The organism is Brevibacillus borstelensis (assembly GCF_036700025.1).
Lineage (GTDB): Bacteria > Bacillota > Bacilli > Brevibacillales > Brevibacillaceae > Brevibacillus > Brevibacillus borstelensis.
The window spans coordinates 281,099-298,500 of the sequence record NZ_CP144922.1 but is presented as its reverse complement, the minus strand read 5'-3'; the positions used below and the strand labels follow the sequence as shown (position 1 = coordinate 298,500).

Annotated in this window: 17 protein-coding genes; 1 reads left to right on the top strand and 16 read right to left on the bottom strand. The window is 52.3% G+C overall.

Annotated features, from left to right (window positions below):
• Positions 1-103: 103 nt before the first annotated feature.
• The 6 genes from V5G20_RS01600 to V5G20_RS01575 form a co-directional block, all read right to left on the bottom strand.
• Entirely contained in the window at positions 104-892 is a 789-nt protein-coding gene (locus V5G20_RS01600) for an MBL fold metallo-hydrolase (RefSeq protein WP_003388813.1), read from the bottom strand.
• A 217-nt stretch (positions 893-1,109) separates the two neighbouring features.
• Positions 1,110-1,895, bottom strand: a complete 786-nt coding sequence (locus V5G20_RS01595) for a two-component system regulatory protein YycI (RefSeq protein ID WP_024984460.1) — start codon at positions 1,893-1,895, stop codon at positions 1,110-1,112.
• Positions 1,882-3,261: a YycH family regulatory protein gene (locus tag V5G20_RS01590; protein WP_031932436.1), complete on the bottom strand. Its 1,380-nt coding sequence runs from the start codon at positions 3,259-3,261 to the stop codon at positions 1,882-1,884. Before V5G20_RS01590 ends, V5G20_RS01595 begins: the two co-directional genes overlap by 14 nt.
• Positions 3,258-5,105 (bottom strand): cell wall metabolism sensor histidine kinase WalK, encoded by a 1,848-nt coding sequence (walK, locus tag V5G20_RS01585; protein ID WP_003388818.1) that lies wholly within the window; start codon positions 5,103-5,105, stop codon positions 3,258-3,260. Before walK ends, V5G20_RS01590 begins: the two co-directional genes overlap by 4 nt.
• Positions 5,102-5,809 carry a response regulator YycF gene (gene yycF / locus V5G20_RS01580; RefSeq protein WP_003388820.1) on the bottom strand — a complete coding sequence of 236 codons (708 nt, stop codon included), beginning with the start codon at positions 5,807-5,809 and terminating at the stop codon, positions 5,102-5,104. Before yycF ends, walK begins: the two co-directional genes overlap by 4 nt.
• 228 nt (positions 5,810-6,037) lie before the next feature.
• On the bottom strand, positions 6,038-7,534 hold the full coding sequence (locus tag V5G20_RS01575; RefSeq protein WP_338463057.1) for a M23 family metallopeptidase: 1,497 nt from the start codon (positions 7,532-7,534) through the stop codon (positions 6,038-6,040).
• A 270-nt stretch (positions 7,535-7,804) separates the two neighbouring features.
• On the opposite strand from V5G20_RS01575, the gene V5G20_RS01570 reads away from it, so the two are divergent.
• Complete coding sequence (locus V5G20_RS01570; protein WP_003388822.1) at positions 7,805-8,173, top strand: hypothetical protein; 369 nt, start codon at positions 7,805-7,807, stop codon at positions 8,171-8,173.
• Positions 8,174-8,269: 96 nt separating this feature from the next.
• On the opposite strand, the gene V5G20_RS01565 is transcribed toward V5G20_RS01570, so the two are convergent.
• The 10 genes from V5G20_RS01565 to ychF all read right to left on the bottom strand — a co-directional run bounded on the left by V5G20_RS01565 (position 8,270) and on the right by ychF (position 17,344).
• Complete coding sequence (locus V5G20_RS01565; protein ID WP_003388823.1) at positions 8,270-8,473, bottom strand: hypothetical protein; 204 nt, start codon at positions 8,471-8,473, stop codon at positions 8,270-8,272.
• Between the two features lie 235 nt (positions 8,474-8,708).
• Complete coding sequence (locus V5G20_RS01560) at positions 8,709-9,995, bottom strand: adenylosuccinate synthase (protein WP_003388824.1); 1,287 nt, start codon at positions 9,993-9,995, stop codon at positions 8,709-8,711.
• A gap of 220 nt (positions 9,996-10,215) precedes the next feature.
• Entirely contained in the window at positions 10,216-11,565 is a 1,350-nt protein-coding gene (gene dnaB / locus V5G20_RS01555; protein WP_003388825.1) for a replicative DNA helicase, read from the bottom strand.
• Between the two features lie 45 nt (positions 11,566-11,610).
• Positions 11,611-12,054: a 50S ribosomal protein L9 gene (gene rplI, locus V5G20_RS01550; protein ID WP_003388826.1), complete on the bottom strand. Its 444-nt coding sequence runs from the start codon at positions 12,052-12,054 to the stop codon at positions 11,611-11,613.
• A 30-nt stretch (positions 12,055-12,084) separates the two neighbouring features.
• The gene (locus V5G20_RS01545; RefSeq protein ID WP_003388827.1) at positions 12,085-14,022 is read right to left on the bottom strand and encodes a DHH family phosphoesterase; all 1,938 of its coding nucleotides are present in this window, start codon (positions 14,020-14,022) and stop codon (positions 12,085-12,087) included.
• 4 nt (positions 14,023-14,026) lie between these two features.
• Entirely contained in the window at positions 14,027-14,935 is a 909-nt protein-coding gene (locus V5G20_RS01540) for a YybS family protein (protein ID WP_003388828.1), read from the bottom strand.
• Between the two features lie 106 nt (positions 14,936-15,041).
• A complete protein-coding gene (gene rpsR / locus V5G20_RS01535) occupies positions 15,042-15,272 on the bottom strand; it encodes a 30S ribosomal protein S18 (RefSeq protein WP_003388829.1) in 231 nt (76 codons plus the stop codon).
• A 56-nt stretch (positions 15,273-15,328) separates the two neighbouring features.
• Positions 15,329-15,787, bottom strand: coding sequence for a single-stranded DNA-binding protein (locus V5G20_RS01530; RefSeq protein WP_003388831.1), 459 nt, complete (start codon positions 15,785-15,787; stop codon positions 15,329-15,331).
• 29 nt (positions 15,788-15,816) lie between these two features.
• Positions 15,817-16,104 (bottom strand): 30S ribosomal protein S6, encoded by a 288-nt coding sequence (rpsF, locus tag V5G20_RS01525; protein WP_003388833.1) that lies wholly within the window; start codon positions 16,102-16,104, stop codon positions 15,817-15,819.
• Between the two features lie 139 nt (positions 16,105-16,243).
• A complete protein-coding gene (ychF, locus tag V5G20_RS01520) occupies positions 16,244-17,344 on the bottom strand; it encodes a redox-regulated ATPase YchF (RefSeq protein WP_003388835.1) in 1,101 nt (366 codons plus the stop codon).
• Positions 17,345-17,402: the final 58 nt, after the last annotated feature.

Here is a 17,402-nt window from a genome sequence, read left to right as displayed (position 1 = left end):
ATACCATTTCACATCCTCAGTATACGACCTGTTTTCGGCAAAATGGCGTGAGAAATATGGAAAGGTTGTGGAACTGGCGGCAGGAAATCCATACGGGTGCCGTCTATAAAAACTCCAGCTTGGTCGGGCGGTCCGGGTACGTTTCCCGCAGATGGACGTCATCTCCGACCTTGAGACCGCTCTCCTCCAAAATCCCTTTTACGGTCAGACGCGCCAGATCGATCATGTTATTCTCTTTGCTCAGATGCGCGAGGTATACCCTCTCTGCCCGTCCGCCTAAAACGTCAATCATCGCTTCGCCAGCCGCTTCGTTCGACAGATGGCCGACGTCGCTCAAAATACGCCGCTTGATGCTCCACGGATACTGCGACATGCGAAGCAATTCGACATCGTGATTGGATTCAAACACATAGGCATCCGCACCGCGAATCGTCTCCTTGATCCGGTCGCTGACGTAGCCGAGGTCGGTCGCCACACTCAGCTTCTTGTTATTGTGGTAAAAGCAAAAGCCCATCGGCTCGACGGCGTCGTGAGAAATGCCAAAAGACTCGATTCCCAAATCCTCCAGCTCTTTTTTCTCGCCTACCTCAAACAGCTGCTTCTGGTCCTCCCGAATCGTACCGATCTGGCCATCCAATTCAGACCACGTTTTTTGATTGGCATAAATTGGGAGATTGTACCTGCGGGCCATGACGCCAATTCCTTTAATATGGTCGACGTGCTCGTGCGTTACCAAAATGGCGCTCAGCTCTGTCGGGTCCACGCCGATCTCGCGCAGAGCCGCCTCTGCCTGTTTGCCGGTAATCCCCACATCGATCAACACCGAGATGCGATCCGTTGCCACGTAGATCGCATTGCCGGTACTCCCGCTTGCCAATACACTAAATCTCACTACAAATCCCTCTTCTCTCGCTTGCACGCACACAAGGGAGCCGCAGTGGAGCAGTTTTGTCCCTTCCATCTCCCCACACCGCGGCCGTGTACCTGCTTCCCTTGCAAAATGTTGTCTATATCTAACATGCTGTCTATAGCTGTGAAACTGCTGCCCTTTTAACGATGGCTTTTCGGTCTGTCTTCCAACACCTGCTTGTCCGCTACTTTCGCCATCCCTATTTCCCCGGGAAATAATTCGTGACCAAAGGGCGTTCCTGGGCTCCTGTAAATCCGTTGACAAAATGCTGCTTCCCATCGTGAATGATCCGCCATACCGGAGCCAGCCCCTGAATTTCCGCGTCATAGGAACCGTAGTAGCCCAGCGTTACATTTTCGATACGCTCGCCCTGATGGATCACCTGTTTTTCCACCAGCGAACGGATCGCTTTATATGCAGAAATGATCGGGCGGCTCGTACCCTGGCTGCGTATATTCAGATAGGTTTGCCGATACCCGAGAATCGAGCCATCGGCCAAGTAGACTTCGAGCGGCGCGATGAATATCGGCACCTTATCGTACACCTGCCAATACAAAAGTCTTCCCTGATTCGATTGGTACAGGTCAGCCGTGTACTGATCGGAATACATCATGCGCGGTCCGATTTGGCGCAACAGCTCGTTGGGGGTGATCTGGCCATTTATGGCGATCGGCGGCTTCAGTCTGGCCGCCAGGGCCATTTTTTCCAGGGTAGCGTCAATGCCTGCCATCCCCTGCAGCTCCAACGCTCCGATCCCTACATACTCTGCATTGAGATAGGTCATGTCCGGCGTGTCCGACGGCACCTCTGCATCAAGTGTGACGTTGTGCTGTCTGAGATAGTCATCCATTTCCCACTTTTCGCTCTGGGACGCCTCGGGATTTTGCCAGTAGCCGCCCCTCGTCGCGTATACCTGATAGCCGAGAAACACGTCCAGCAGGAGAAAGGCCCAGATCAAGATCGTTTTCGTTTTACTCCAATCCATGCTCCGGCCCTCCTCCCTGATTCAATTGGGCAGGAATGTACAGGTTGGGATAATTGTTCACTTCCACTACCCAGATCGGGATCAGCTCCACATAATCCTCGTGTGTAACCGTCTGATACGACAGATATGCGTTTCTGATCTGCTCTGTATTCGCCAATCCCTTTTCGCGAATATATTGAAACAATTCCGGTCCCGACATCGCCGTCCACCCTTTGTTCTGGATGTAGCGGTCCAGATCGATCAGTGAGCGGTCCATCGTCACTACCTGGCCCGCCTCCATCGTCACCCGGATGGTGTCGATCGGATAGCCTTCCTTGCTGTAGAGCGGATACGCTCCGACGTACTGGCGGAAGGTAACAACGTCTTTGTCGTTATAGCTTTTTCTGATTGTCTCGAAATGAAAATCATCCGTCCATCCCAAATGTTTGTTAATAAATGAAATGGCTGCCTTTACCTTCTCCTCATCCGTCAGCTCCGGTGCGACTGACAGGATGGCCGGGTCCGTAAACGTAATGGCCTGCTGATCCGAACGCAACTGGATGGAGTGGCTGCCATCGGTGTAGATGATCGTCTTGTCCCGCTCCACGATTTGGCGGACCAGTGTCCGATCGAGAAAATACGCATCCAGTAGCTGATCGTTGTCGATCGTCCGGAATGTAAAGCGAAAGGCCTGCATTTTCACCGGGTTTTTCGGCAAATAGTAAATCGTCCCTGCCGCCCTCCCCTGCTCTATGATCGGGGGGACAGGATTCGGCTTGACGACCTTCATGATTTGTTCCGGCATCAGGTTGCCCGTCGGCAGATAAGACTGCCGCAAATCCTTTGGACTGATCGAGGTACGGCTGCGAAGCACCATTTCCTCGCCGGAGAGGATAAACAAGGCATAGACCACGTCTTCCTCTTCCTCGTAATAAAGCACCAGGCGGTCGATTCCCTTTCCTTTGTCGCTGACCTCATCGCGAAATGTCACAAGCCGTCCAACGACAGAAAGAGGGACACTGTTGCGAAAGCGTATTTCAATTCCTTGCTTCTCCCGGGAGATTTTCTCCCACTTCTCAATCGGCAAGGAAAATGGCGCGAAATCGAGGAAGATCCATTTCTTCATCTCTTCTTTGACGATGCGATACTGGCCGTCTGTCGCTGTCGCCTTTGTATGCCGGTCCTCCCCGTAGTGAAAGATGACCGATTCCGGTGCGATCAAGTCCTCCAGTTGCCTTTCCTGTACCGGCTTTGATTCCTTGTACTGAGCAGGCTCGATCAGTTGAAATTGGGGCTGGTTTGTCCACAAAAGCGCGGTCAACAGAAAGCTGGACAGAACCAGCAAGGTGAGCAGCAAGGTTTTGGCCGGCTCCTTCCACCGTATCATCCCGCCGTCCCTCCTTTTGCAAATGGCACCCAAAAGGTGACCGTCGTGCCCACATTCAATTCGCTGGAGATCTCGATTTCCGCGCCGTGAGCCTGTACCAATTCCCGGGCGATGGCGAGGCCGAGACCGGTTCCGCCTTGCCCGCGCGAACGAGCCTTGTCCACCCGGTAAAAGCGTTCAAAGATGCGCTTTAAATCCCGGCTGGGAATCCCGATCCCGGTATCGGAAATGGAGATGTGGAGACGCTTTTGGTGCCGGTTGACCTGTGCCATGAGGACGACCGTGCCTCCCTCGGGCGTATACTTGACTGCATTGGACAGCAGATTGTCCAGCACCTGGTTGATCGCATCCTTGTCCACGTATATAGGAGGCAGATTTTCCGGCACCTCCAGCTTTAGCTGGACGCCCTGCTGTTCCCCGAACATGGAAAAGCGGTCTGCCGCATAACGAAGCAGCTGATCGGCGTCTACCTCTTTGTAGTGGAGGTGAATGCCCTGCGAGTCAAAACGGGACAGCTGAAGCAGGTCGTTTACGAGACGGATCATCCGCTCTGTCTCTGACATGGTCACCTTTAAAAAGCGGTTGGACAGCTCCGGTTCCTCTACTGCGCCGTCCAACAGCGCTTCCACATAGCTTTTGATCGTCGTCAACGGCGTCCGCAGCTCATGCGATACGTTGGCGACGAACTCCTTGCGCTGCTGGTCGAGCCGCTGCTGCTCCGTCACGTCCTGCAGCACCGTAATAATGCCGCCCCGCTTCCCGCTGTCATGCTGAAGCGGTGTAAATGTCACACGAAGGATCAGGACTTCGCGGTTCGGCAGCACCATTTCAATGATCAACGGATCCACCTGCGAATACAGCGGCATTTCTTCCTCCGGCGGCAGCTTCAAGAGATCGTACAGCGTCAATCCTTTGGCCATGCAGTCGTCCATGGTGACCTGCAGCATCTCTTCCGCCGACCGGTTCATCAAAATGATCTGACCGTTGCGGTTGGAGGCGACTACCCCATCAGACATGTTGCGCAGGATACCGGCCAGCTTCTCCCGCTCTTCCTCCTGCTGCATGATCGCCTCTTGCAGCCTGAAAGTCATATGGTTGAAGGCCATCCCGAGCTGCCCAATTTCATCATCACTATACACACGTACATTTCTATTAAAATCTCCATCGGCAACCGCCCGGGCCTGACGAGTCATTTCCTTCACCGGCGTCGTAATCGTCCGGGCCAGCACGACACCCAAGGCTGCGGTGAAAAGCAGTGCGATCATCGTCCCCGAAGCGAGAATCCCGTTCATCTTGCGGATCGTCGTATAGGTCGCCTCCATGGAAGCAGCCATGTATACTGCCCCGTAGACAATGTTGTCTCCTTTCACCGGCAGCACGAGCACCTTGACCCGATCGCCTGTCCGCGGATCGATCCGGGTCGACTCGCTGCGTGTCCCCAAAAGCGCAATCGTTACCTCTGGCTGAGTGTTTCGCTGCCCGATCGTACGCTTGTCTTCCGTCGTGCTGATAACCGTCCCGTTCGAGTCGATGACGCGGACATTGGCCCCGTTCAGCTTCACCAGATGGGTGATCAGATTGTCGATTCCCTGCCTGACCTCATCCTGGCTTTGCTCCTTGCCTTCGTTTGGCCGCAGGTATCCTTGGGAAAGCGTCGCCAAAAGGCTCGCCTGCGCATTCAACGTCTCCGAGAAGTTATTGATGTAGTAGCTTTCCACTTCCCGGGCAAAGTACGCCCCGATAAACTGCATCGCCATCAGGATCAGGAGCATGTAAATGACGACCATTTTCCACTGGACCGTCTTGAACAGGCGAAACAGACGAAAAAGGCGAAACGGACTCATCCGGGAGTTCCTCCCGCTCCCGGATTACGCATGGTATAGCCAAGTCCGCGCCTCGTGATGATATACTTCGGCTGGCTCGGATCGTCTTCGATTTTTTCACGCAACCGGCGGATCGTCACATCGACTGTCCGCACATCCCCGAAGTAATCAAATCCCCAGACGGATTGGAGCAGATGCTCCCTCGTCATGACCTGTCCCTGGTGGCGAGCCAGATAGACAAGCAGCTCAAATTCCCGATGGGTCAGCTCAAGCTGCTCCCCGATCTTCTCGACGGTATAGGAATTCAGATCGATCTCCAGTTCATGAATCCGCAGCAGATGATTGTCCTGCTCTTCGCTCTTGGGCTGCTGGCGGCGGAGCTGCGCTTTGACTCTGGCCACCAGCTCCCGTGCGCTGAATGGCTTGGTCACGTAATCATCCGCACCCAGCTCCAGGCCGAGCACCTTGTCCACCTCGGAATCCTTGGCCGTCAGCATGATGATCGGCACATCGCAGCTTTTCCGAACGGAGCGGCAGACATCCATGCCATCCCGGCCCGGAAGCATCACATCCAATAAAATAAGGTCCGGTTTTTCATTCTGCACGAGAAGAAGAGCTTCCTCTCCGTCATAGGCGCAGACTACCTGGTACCCTTCCTTTTCAAAGGTAAACTTCAAGATATCGGCAATTGGTTTTTCATCGTCCACAACCAGGAGTTTTGCCATAGCGCTCTCCCCCTTCTGTACGTAATGGATTCCACGAAACGTCCGTGTTTTCCTCCACATCTGATGCTTGGTAATGTTTCCTGCCATCTCCACATGCTCTTATTGTATCAGACAGCCGCCTTGGACGCTTCCCTCGATCCAATAGGAAAAGGGCCCCCTCATTTGAGAGAACCCTTTATTGTAAGAATCAAAGAAAATCATTATTTTGATTTTCCTATACTTTCCTGCTTATTTTAGGAAACGAACCGGGTTTTGCAGTCGTCCATTTTGTATAACCTCAAAATGCAGGTGGACACCGGTAGAGTCTCCGGTAGAACCCATGACCCCAATTGCTTTTCCTTGGGAGACGACATCTCCTACTTTGACGCTGATGGAGCGAAGATGCCCATAACGGGTCTTCATGCCGTTTCCATGGTCGATCAAAATGGAATTTCCGTAATCGCCATCCCATCCAGCTTGTACGACGCGGCCGTTGTCGGCAGCACGAACAGATCCGGAACCGGCAATGTCGATTCCTTTGTGCAAACGGCCCCAGCGCATGCCAAAACCGCTGCTGATAGAGCCTCTGGCCGGCCACGAAAGACGGCCTGTCCCGCGAGACGGAATGACTTTGGTTCCGCGCTCGACGATTTTGACCAGCGGCTGGTCAATGACTTGCTGATCCAGGATGCTTTTGTCGACAACTTGTCCATTTTCTTTCACAACGAGATAACGGACGGTTTTGCTGCCCTCTTTTCCTTCCTGGACAACCTTTGTTTCGCCTTTTGGCAGCTTGTCGTTATTCCTTACCTGCGTGGCAAACGGAATGGTTTCTTTTTGACTGACCTCTTCCTTCACCTGTACAGTCACCAACGGGCGAAGCGCCGTTACATTAATCTTTTGTCCCAATTGCAGCAATGTATTTTCCGTTATGCCAGGGTTATTGGCATAAATATCTTTCGACGTAATGCCGTACTTTTTGGCGATGCAGCCTACGCAGTCGCCCTCGACTACGGTATGGGTTACTTGCTTGAACGTACCCTTGGCCAAGAGTTCCTCCAGCTTGTCCACCGGAAGAACCTGAGCAGCGGTTACCGAATCGCTTTCCAGCTTCACGTCTTCCTTGATCGACACTTGCACCGCAGGAGGAGCTTTCGGCTGGTCTATGGATGCGGCTGCTACCGCCTGTTTCTTCACGTTGTTTGCGGGTATTCCGGAGAACTTCTCCTTCACAGATTCCAACGCTTTCTCGGCTGCCTCTGCATTCTCGGCATAACCGACCACTTTTCCGTCAACGACCAATTTGACAGCCTCTACCTTGATGTCGGCAATATCCGACAGAGCTTTGATGGCTGCCTCGTTATCGTAGTGTCCCTTATACAGTTTTTCTTCAGTAAATGTGATATAGTCGGACAACGTCAGGTTCAAGCCGTGCTTTGCCTTTTCCTCGTCCAGCTTGGCCTTTGTCCACGAATGGACAACCTCCGGATTGTTGACGACACCAATCTCCTGTCCATTCACTGCTACATGATAAATCGAAATAATGTTGCTCTTGTAATAGAAGTAGGCGGATGCCCCGATTGCTGTTGAGAGTACGAGTCCTGCTGTGATCGTTGCCGTTTGCTTTTTGTGAGTGCGGACAAACGTGCTTGCTCTCTCGACCGCCCGCTGTGTAGCTCGGCTGCTATTCTCGACGATGTGCTTCGTCTTGTTTTGCAGCTTGGCCATCCATTCGGCCCATTGCATACCTTGTCCCTCCTGAAAACAGATACATCTCCTTCATGAACGTAACTATTTTGAATTTTTTTGCGATATGTACTAGGTCTAATAACCCGGATATTCAGTTTCAATTATCTGCCAAATTGCCTAAAGAAACCAACTATGTCGACTTTACCACAAAAATAACGACAACATCAAGTGTAAAATGCTGTCGAATGGATTTTGGGTTTCTTGCTCATAATAGGTACACCATATTTGACGGTTATTAACAAAAGGGTACGAGAGGAGCGGCAGGCAGTGAAGGAACGCAACATTTTGGCTGGTTTTAAAACGATTGAAGCGGCAGAGAAAGCGGCACAATCCCTTCGTCAGGCAGGCTTTGAAACCATTCAGATCGCCCATATTGGACAATACCCGGGCGACGGACTGGAAGAGATCACAAATCCGATTACAAGCGATTTCCCCAGCCTGGCCACACTGACCCAGGCCGGTGACTTTCCGAATGGCCGGGATGCCAGCGTCCTGGCAGCCGCAGGTCCGGATGCCAGCGGGATGGCTGATCGCGGAGTAGAAAACATCGGAAACATTCTACTGACAGCAGTCGTACCGGAAGAACGAGGCGATGAAGCCGTACAGATCATCGAATCGTTCGGAGGCACCATCTAAACGATTGCTTCCTGCAGGCAGCAGCAAAGGAAACCAAACACAACAACAGAGCCACCTCCCCTCTTTCGGGACAGGTGGCTATATGCCGTTACACATCTACACCTCTACCATCGACGTGATGTCTTTGACCGCCAAACGGCGAATCGTCGTTTTTTGGTCGTCCCGCTGTTTGTACGTGGTAATAAAACAAAGATAGCCGTTGTTAAAATGAGTCATGGTTCCTTTGATGACGACGCCGTTAAACATCTTAACCTGAACATTCTTGCCCAGAAGCTTCATCGCCTTCTGATCAAATCCCATCATCGTGACCACCTCATTTTTCCTTGATATGCCTTACCATATGCCCAGAAGTCTGCTTTTCGTGTCTGTCCTTGCAAAAAAAGAAGAAGCCCTGTCGTCCATTTTTGCTTCCTGATCGTTTTCGACCACTGCCATGCAGCGCCGCAACGTGCGCCGGGAGAGGTGCATCCTTCCTACTTTCAATAAAAAAGCTGCCGAACCAGGTTCGACAGCTTTTTCGCATAGAGCCAATTGTTTATCCGTAGATACCGCGAACAACCACGGTTTGTTCGCGATCCGGTCCAACCGAGAAGATGGAGAGCGGAATGCCGGTCAGTTGCGTGATGCGCTCGATGTAGTGACGTGCGTTTTCAGGCAGCTCGTGCAGGCTGCGAACGCCAGTGATGTCTTCCTTCCAGCCTGGGAGCTCCTCGTATACCGGCTCGCACTTGGCGAGCTGGTTCAGATTCGCCGGGAAGGACTCGATCACTTCGCCGTTGTATTTGTAGGCTGTGCAAATGCGCAGCGTGTCAATGCCGCTCAGCGTGTCCAGCTTGGTGATCGCCAGTCCCGTAATGCCGCTCACACGGCGTGCATGGCGGACAACTACGCTGTCAAACCAGCCGACACGGCGCGGACGGCCTGTCGTCGTACCGTACTCAAATCCTACTTCGCGGATATGATCGCCTGTCGCATCAGTCAATTCGGTCAGGAACGGACCATCCCCTACGCGAGTGGTGTACGATTTTGCCACACCGATAACCTGGTTGATCTTGGTCGGTCCTACACCGGAACCGATAGTGACCCCACCGGCAATCGGGTTGGAAGAAGTCACGAACGGATACGTACCTTGATCGATGTCCAGCAGAACGCCTTGGGCGCCTTCAAACAGCACGCGGCTGCCCTGATCGATGGCATCGTTCAAGACGACAGACGTATCGGTGACATAAGGGCGAATGATCTCGGCATAGCCCAGGTATTCTTCCAGCACTTCGTTCAGTTCAAAGCCGCTGGTATTGTACATTTTCTCCAGCAGAAGATTTTTCTCAGCGAGGTTGCGCTCAAGCTTGCGGGCGAACTCTTCTTTGTCCATCAGATCGGCAATGCGAATACCGATACGGGCAGCTTTGTCCATATAAGCCGGTCCGATCCCTTTGCGGGTCGTACCGATCTTGTTTGCGCCGCGGCTGTCTTCTTCCACAGCATCCAGCTTGATGTGGTAAGGCAGAATCACATGCGCGCGATCGCTGATTTTCAAGTTGTGCGTCTTGAAACCAAAGCTGTGAATGTAATCCAGCTCCGCTACCAGCGCTTTCGGATCGATAACCATGCCGTTGCCGATGACGCAAGTTTTATCTGTATAAAAAATTCCGGATGGAATCAAGTGCAGCTTGTATTTGTTGCCACCAAAAATAATCGTGTGTCCAGCATTGTTGCCACCCTGATATCTGGCCACCACTTCGGCGCTTTCCGCCAGATAATCGGTAATTTTCCCTTTACCTTCATCGCCCCATTGGGTTCCGACGACAACTACAGTTGACATCGAAAAACACCTCCTGATTTCATCATTGCCTTACTGGGCCTGAAACAATCTAAGTGTACTAAACGATTTTGTTGCTGTCAATGAAAATACGAACGTTAACAATTTAGAAAGTTTATACGTTCGGTATTTTCATAATAGAAAAAAAGCCGGAGTATGTTCCGGCTTTTCCGTAAAAACAGGCGATTTTTACCTGGGTAGAACTTATTTTTATTATTGCTTTTTACCCCGCTGCATCGCGATAGCGATTGTCCAGGCTGACAAACTTGTTGTATTCCTTCAAAAATGCCAGCTCCACCGTTCCGGTCGGGCCGTTACGCTGCTTGGCAATGATGATTTCGATGACGTTTTTGTTCTCTGTTTCTTTGTCGTAGTAGTCATCGCGATAAAGGAACGCAACAATATCGGCGTCCTGCTCGATCGAACCGGATTCACGGATGTCCGACATCATCGGCCGCTTGTCCTGACGCTGCTCCACCGAACGGCTTAGCTGGGACAAGGCGATCACAGGCACGTTCAATTCCCTGGCGATCCCCTTCAAGGTCCGGGAAATTTCCGATACCTCCTGTTGGCGGTTGTCGCCTTTTCCCCGTCCGTGAATCAACTGCAGGTAGTCGATCAGGATCATGCCCAAACCGCGCTCCGCTTGCAGACGGCGGCATTTCGCCCTGATGTCCTGTACCGTCACACCCGGCGTATCGTCGATGTAGATCGGCGCTTTCGCCAATGTCCCGATGGCCATCGTCAGCTTTTGCCAGTCATCCTCTTCCAGCCAACCCGAACGCATGCGGGAGGCATCCAAATTGCCCTCCGCACAAATCATCCGCTGTACCAACTGAGAAGCGGCCATCTCCAGCGAGAAGATGGCCACTGTCTCGCCGGCGCGAGCAGCTACGTTCTGGGCTACATTCAAGGCAAAGGCCGTTTTCCCTACAGACGGACGGGCTGCCAGGATAATCAGGTCGCTTCGTTGGAAGCCGGCTGTCATCTTGTCCAAATCCGGGTATCCCGAAGGAATCCCCGTCACATCCCCGCGCCGCTGACTGAGAAACTCAATCCGTTCATACGTCTCCAGCAGTACGTCGCGGATCGGCGTAAAGCCGCCGCTGTTCCGGTTCTGGGCAATTTCGAGGATGTATTTCTCTGCATCCGCGATGATCTCCCCGACCTCGTCTTCACGGGAGTACCCTTCATTGGCAATTTTCGTCGCCGTCAGGATCAACCGCCGCAAGAGCGACTTTTCCTCGACGATCTTCGCGTAATACTCAATGTTGGCCGCAGTCGGAACCGAGCTGGCAATCTCCGTGAGATAGGGAACGCCGCCCACCTCATCCAGCAGCTTGTGGTCCTGCAGCTCTGCCGTCACCGTTACGAGGTCGACCGGCTCCCCCTTGTCGTAGAGGTCCTGCATCGTTTTAAAGATGCGCTGATGGGCGGTTTTATAAAAATCTTCAGGTCGAAGAATTTCAATTGCCGTGATGAGAGCTTCCTTCGATAAGAACACGGCCCCCAGAACTGACTGTTCCGCTTCGTTGTTTTGCGGCGGCACACGGTCCAAAAACAGGTCGCTCACGTCACACCCCTCGCTTATCCCGTATTAGCATGAATTACTGCTTCATTATTCTTCCACTACATGAACCTTGAGCGTTGCCGTCACTTCATTATGCAGCTTCACTTTCACCTGGGTAACGCCCAGTGCGCGGATCGCTTCCATTTCCAGCTTGCGTTTGTCCAGTTTGATTTGGAACTGGTCTTCCAAAGCCTGCGCGACCTGCTTGCTGGAAATAGCCCCGAACAAGCGGCCGCCTTCCCCTGCTTTTCCCGATACCTTTACGGTGATCTCGTTCATCTTTTCAGCTAGCTGCTGAGCTTCAATCTTTTCCTGCTCTTTACGCTTGGCTTCGCTGCGCTGCTGCGCGTCCAGCGTCTTCATATTGGCTTCGGTGGCTTCCTTGACCAATCCCCGCGGCAGCAGGAAGTTGCGTACGTAGCCTTCCGACAAATCCTTGACTTCGCCTTTTTTCCCTTGACCCTTTACGTCTTTCAGAAAAATAACTTTCATCTGTGCTTCCTCCTCCTCTAGACGGCTGTTCTAGACGACTGCATCGATAGCTTCCTTCAGACGTCTGACGGCCTCTTTTAAGGAAATTCCTTCGATCTGGTTGGCTGCTGCGGTCAAATGGCCGCCTCCGCCCATGTGTTCCATGATCGACTGGACATTGATGTCGCCCAGTGAGCGGGCACTGATCAGCACCGTATCGTCAGCTCTTCTGGCAACGACAAAGGACGCCTGAATGCCCGAGAGCGTCAACAGCTGCTCGGCTGCCTGGGCCACCTGTACCTGCGTGTACTCCTCACTGGGGTCGCCCACGGCAATCGCCATGTTATCCCGATAGGTCTCGGTATTCATGATCACCCGAGCACGTTTTACATATTGCGTCAAATCCTCTTTCAGCAAGCGCTGGACAGCCGCAGTATCCGCGCCATTCCGGCGAAGAAACGAAGCTGCCTCAAAGGTTCGCGAGCCTGTGCGGAAAGCAAAGCTTTTCGTATCGACCACAATCCCCGCCAACAAGGCCGTAGCGATCAGATTGTCGATGTTCAGACGGTCGCTTTGATATTGCAGAAGCTCTGTAACCAGCTCGCTTGTAGAAGAAGCATACGGCTCCAGATACAAAAGCACCGGCTCGATAAATTCTTCCGAGCGCCTGTGGTGGTCGATCACCACAATCCGGCTTGTTTCGCTGAGCAGGCGCGGCTCGATTACCAGCGACGGGCGATGCGTGTCGACGATTACCAAGAGCGTCCGCCCGGTAATCAGACGTATCGCTTGCTCCGGTGTTATGAAAGCCTCGGCCAGTTCCTCATGCGCGTAAATTTCCTTCATCAGACGCTCCACAGACGAATTGCCTTCATCCATCACGATATATGCGTCTTTTTTATGAAGCTGTACGGCTTTCAGTACGCCCAGGGAGGCGCCGATCGAATCCATGTCAGGCTGCTTGTGTCCCATGACGATGACGTGCTCCGCTTCGTGAATCAGATCGCGCAGCGCATGGGCGATCACGCGGGCACGTACACGCGTCCGCTTTTCCACGGCATTGGACTTGCCGCCGAAAAACGTCAGCTTGTTTCCGATCTTGACCGCTGCCTGGTCTCCGCCGCGGCCCAAAGCAATGTCCAAACTCGATTGGGCCATTTGTCCCAGCTCGATATAGGAATTGGCTGCAGCTCCGGCTCCGATGCTAAGCGTGATCGGTATCTTGTTGTCTGCAGTCATCTCCCTGACCACATCCAGAATGTCAAAACGGCTTTCTTCCAGTTTGTCCAGCGTCTCCCGCTCCATCAACGCCAGGAATTTATCTGCGGAAATGCGGCGCAGATAGATGCCGTGCCTGTTTGCCCATTCGGTAATGACCCCTGCCACACTCGTAGAAAGCAGTGTCCGGCTTTGATCGTCCATCACTTGTCCGACCTCGTCCAGGTTGTCGAGGTGGATGATGGCAAGCACAGCCTTTTCACGGTGGTAGCGAAGCGTCAATTCTTTGAAATTCGTGATGTCCGTAAAGTAAAGCAGACGCTCCTCTGCTCGGACAAGCACTTCATAGGTCCGCTCGTTGTAAACAAACTCCAGCCGTTTCTGGTCCGGTTTCAGAACGAGCTGCGGGAATACATCAGGCAGTGTTTTCCCGATCAACATTTCATCACCGGACATATTGGTCATAAAGGGATTTACCCATTCGATGGTCTTTTCTTCGTTGAACAACAAAATCCCGATCGGCATTTCCTGGATGACGCCTTCGCCCGCCTTCTTCACCCGGTGGGTAACCGTAGCCAAGTACAGACGAAGATCCCGCTGGAAGCCTTTTTCGGCCTGCAGCGCGTAAACCACGAGCCCGATCAGGCAAATGATCCCGATCGCCCCGTACATCCAGTGATGAAGCGTCAAAATTCCCAACAGCAACAAGCTAAAGCTTAGAGCCAAGACCATGTGTAGCCCGTACCAACGCTTTAACAGGAATTTGGGCATTTCCTCAGCCCCTCTTCACTCTTGTTTCCAGTCTCTTTCGCAAGCCTAAACCCAAATCAAAGATGCCTAATAAACTAAGTATAGTGGTTAGCGGGGGAAAAATAAATAGAGAGACAATAAGCACGGGGGCCAATCCCTTCCTGTTGTACAAATGAATGGCAAACAGACAGAAAGCAAGGCCCTGCAACGTCAGGATCACATCCAGGATCACCTTTACGTTGAGTACGGCGCTTGTCCAAAATGTTCCCTGCAATTCTTCTCCCATCAAAAGAATACTTACCATGGAAATAAAATAGTAGTAGAGGATCGAACGCGGAAAAGACCACTCTCTGGCAGGAGGCAAGGCCGGAACCGACAATCTCATCCGTTTGCCCACCAGTCGGGCTATCCAGTGCGTAATCCCGCTTTGTATAAAACTCATCATGACTAAAAAGGCCGGCATGACCATTTTAATGAGCTGCATTCCCTGTTCAAATTGCTCTTTGGGCACGAAATCAGGCCTTAGCTTCGTTGCCTCCTGAATCATTTCATTCAAGCCCATCCCGATGACGTACGTGGAGAGAGCGAGCATCGCCACATACCCGAGGAAAACGACTGCAGCTCCCGCGACAATCGCGGACATAGCTGTCCCTCTTTTGGCGTACATGTGACCCATTACTGTTCCCCAGAGCGCGATCATCAAAGCCATCATAGCCGAGAATATCCCGGTTAGCACTCCAGCTAAAAACGTGAACACGGCGACAATCCATATGGAGGATGAAATCGGCCGCCGCATCCCGAGGATGACAAACGGCAACGGCAAAAGCAGGCTGGTGACCATCCCTGCAATTGTGTATGTACTGATAAACAGCAGCACTAGTGCAATTCCCAGCAAAAGGGCGTTTTCCGCCAATTGTTTTGTTTTTGAAGGCATGGCGACACCTCATCGTGTATCTTCAAAGTAAAAGCAATACGACCAATAAAAAATATGGAAAAAAGAGGGCCACGCGATTGTGTCCCCCTTTTTTTGCTTGTAACAATTATTCAGTGGTGTACGGCAGCAGTGCTACTTGACGAGCGCGTTTGATCGCTACTGTCAAAGCACGTTGATACTTCGCAGAAGTACCAGTTACACGACGAGGCAGGATTTTGCCGCGCTCGCTGATAAATTTCTTCAGCAGATCGGTATCTTTGTAATCGATATGCTTGATTTTATTAACCTTAAAGAAACATACCTTGCGGCGTTTATTTGGACGTCCTTTACGTGCCATGAAAGTCCCTCCTTTTATCAGGAAATGTGAACGTTATACGATCGAGTGTCCTTCAATCAAAACGGCAAGTCATCATCCGAGATGTTGATCGGCTTGCCTGTATTCGCAAAGGGATCCCCAAACGCATCCATCTCATCTCTCTGACCGCCCGACGGCTTCATGCCGCCAAAGCCTGGATCGTAACCGCCGCCTTCTCCGCCTTTTCCGCCCAAGAACTGGACGTTTTCAGCGACGACTTCCGTTACGTAAACCTTTTTTCCTTCTTTATTATCATAAGAGCGCGTTTGAATACGGCCCTCCACAGCCGCTTGTCTGCCTTTGCGCAGATAGGTAGCGCACAAGTCAGCCAGCTTCTGCCATGCGACGATGTTAATAAAGTCGGCTTCGCGTTCGCCTGCCTGGTTGGTACGCGGACGGTTGATCGCCAGGGTAAAGGTAGTAACGGCCACGCCGTTTGGCGTATAGCGCAGCTCCGGATCTTTTGTCAGGTTGCCGATGAGAATGACTTTATTCATCTTGGGTCCCCCTCTGCCCGAGACGACAATTACTTCTCTTCACGTACGAACAAGAAGCGGATAATGTCGTCGTTGATTTTCATGAGACGATCTGCTTCCGCAACAGCGTCAGCATTCGCTTTGAAGTTCATCAAAACGTAGTAACCTTCACGGAACTTTTGAATCTCATACGCAAGACGACGCTTGCCCATTTCTTGAAGCTTGGTTACTTCTCCGCCAAAGCTGGTTACAACTTCGCTGTAACGTGCAACGTTAGCTTTGATTTTCTCCTCTTCAAGGTCTGGACGCAATACGTACATCACTTCGTATTGACGCATACCTTTTCACCTCCTTATGGACTTAGCGGCCCGCAAGCGGGCAAGGAGCGAGTGCTGCGAAACGCATGAAACATGCACTCCATAAATACTCGCATTATCGTATTATAGCAAAATGCCTAGTTCGAAGCAAGGTTGAGTTCTATACGTTGAACCGGAAATGCATGACATCTCCGTCTTTGACGAGGTATTCCTTGCCCTCCAGACGGTATTTTCCTTTTTCCCTCGCTGCTGCTACAGATCCGGCCTCAACCAGGTCGTCGTAAGCGATCACCTCGGCACGGATAAAGCCGCGCTCAAAGTCGGTGTGGATAACGCCTGCAGCCTGGGGAGCCTTCGTTCCCTGACGGATGGTCCACGCACGCACCTCTTGCACGCCAGCCGTAAAGTAAGTGATCAGGCCAAGCAGTTCATACGCAGCCCGGATGAGGCGGTCGAGACCGGATTCCTGCAGTCCCAGCTCTTCCAAAAACATCTGCTTGTCCTCGCCCTCCAGCTCGGCGATCTCGGCTTCGACCTTGGCGCTGATGACGACTACCTGTGCGCCTTCTTCCGCAGCGTGCTTGCGGACAGCCTGTACATGAGGATTGTTGTCGGCATCGTGAATCCCGTCCTCGGCCACGTTGCAAACGTAAAGTACCGGCTTGATTGTGAGCAGGTGAAGCTCGCGGATCAGCTTGAATTCGTCATCGCTGATCTCGACGCTGCGCGCGGACTGTCCCGCTTCAAACGCAGCCTTCAGCCGCTCCAGCACGTCAAGCTCCAGCTTGGCTTCCTTGTCTCCCGCTTTTACCTTGCGGCCAATCCGGTCGATCCGGCGCTCTACCGAGTCCAGGTCGGCAAAGATCAGCTCCAGATTAATCGTTTCAATATCGCTTAACGGATCTACCCGTCCCGCTACGTGTGTGATGTTTTCATCCTCAAAGCAGCGAACGACGTGAGCAATTGCGTCCACTTCCCGGATGTGTCCGAGAAACTGGTTGCCCAAGCCCTCTCCTTTGCTGGCTCCTTTTACGAGACCGGCAATATCCACGAACTCAAACGCCGTCGGAACCACTTTATTCGGAACGACGATCTCCGTCAGTTTGTTCAGGCGCGGGTCCGGCACCTCGACAATCCCCACGTTGGGATCGATGGTACAGAACGGATAGTTGGCCGATTCTGCGCCCGCCTGCGTAATCGCGTTAAACAGAGTCGACTTGCCTACGTTGGGAAGTCCTACAATGCCACAAGATGCACCCATCTATATACAACTCCTTGTACCTTTTTTCATTCACATCCTTTCTAGTATAAAAACTTGC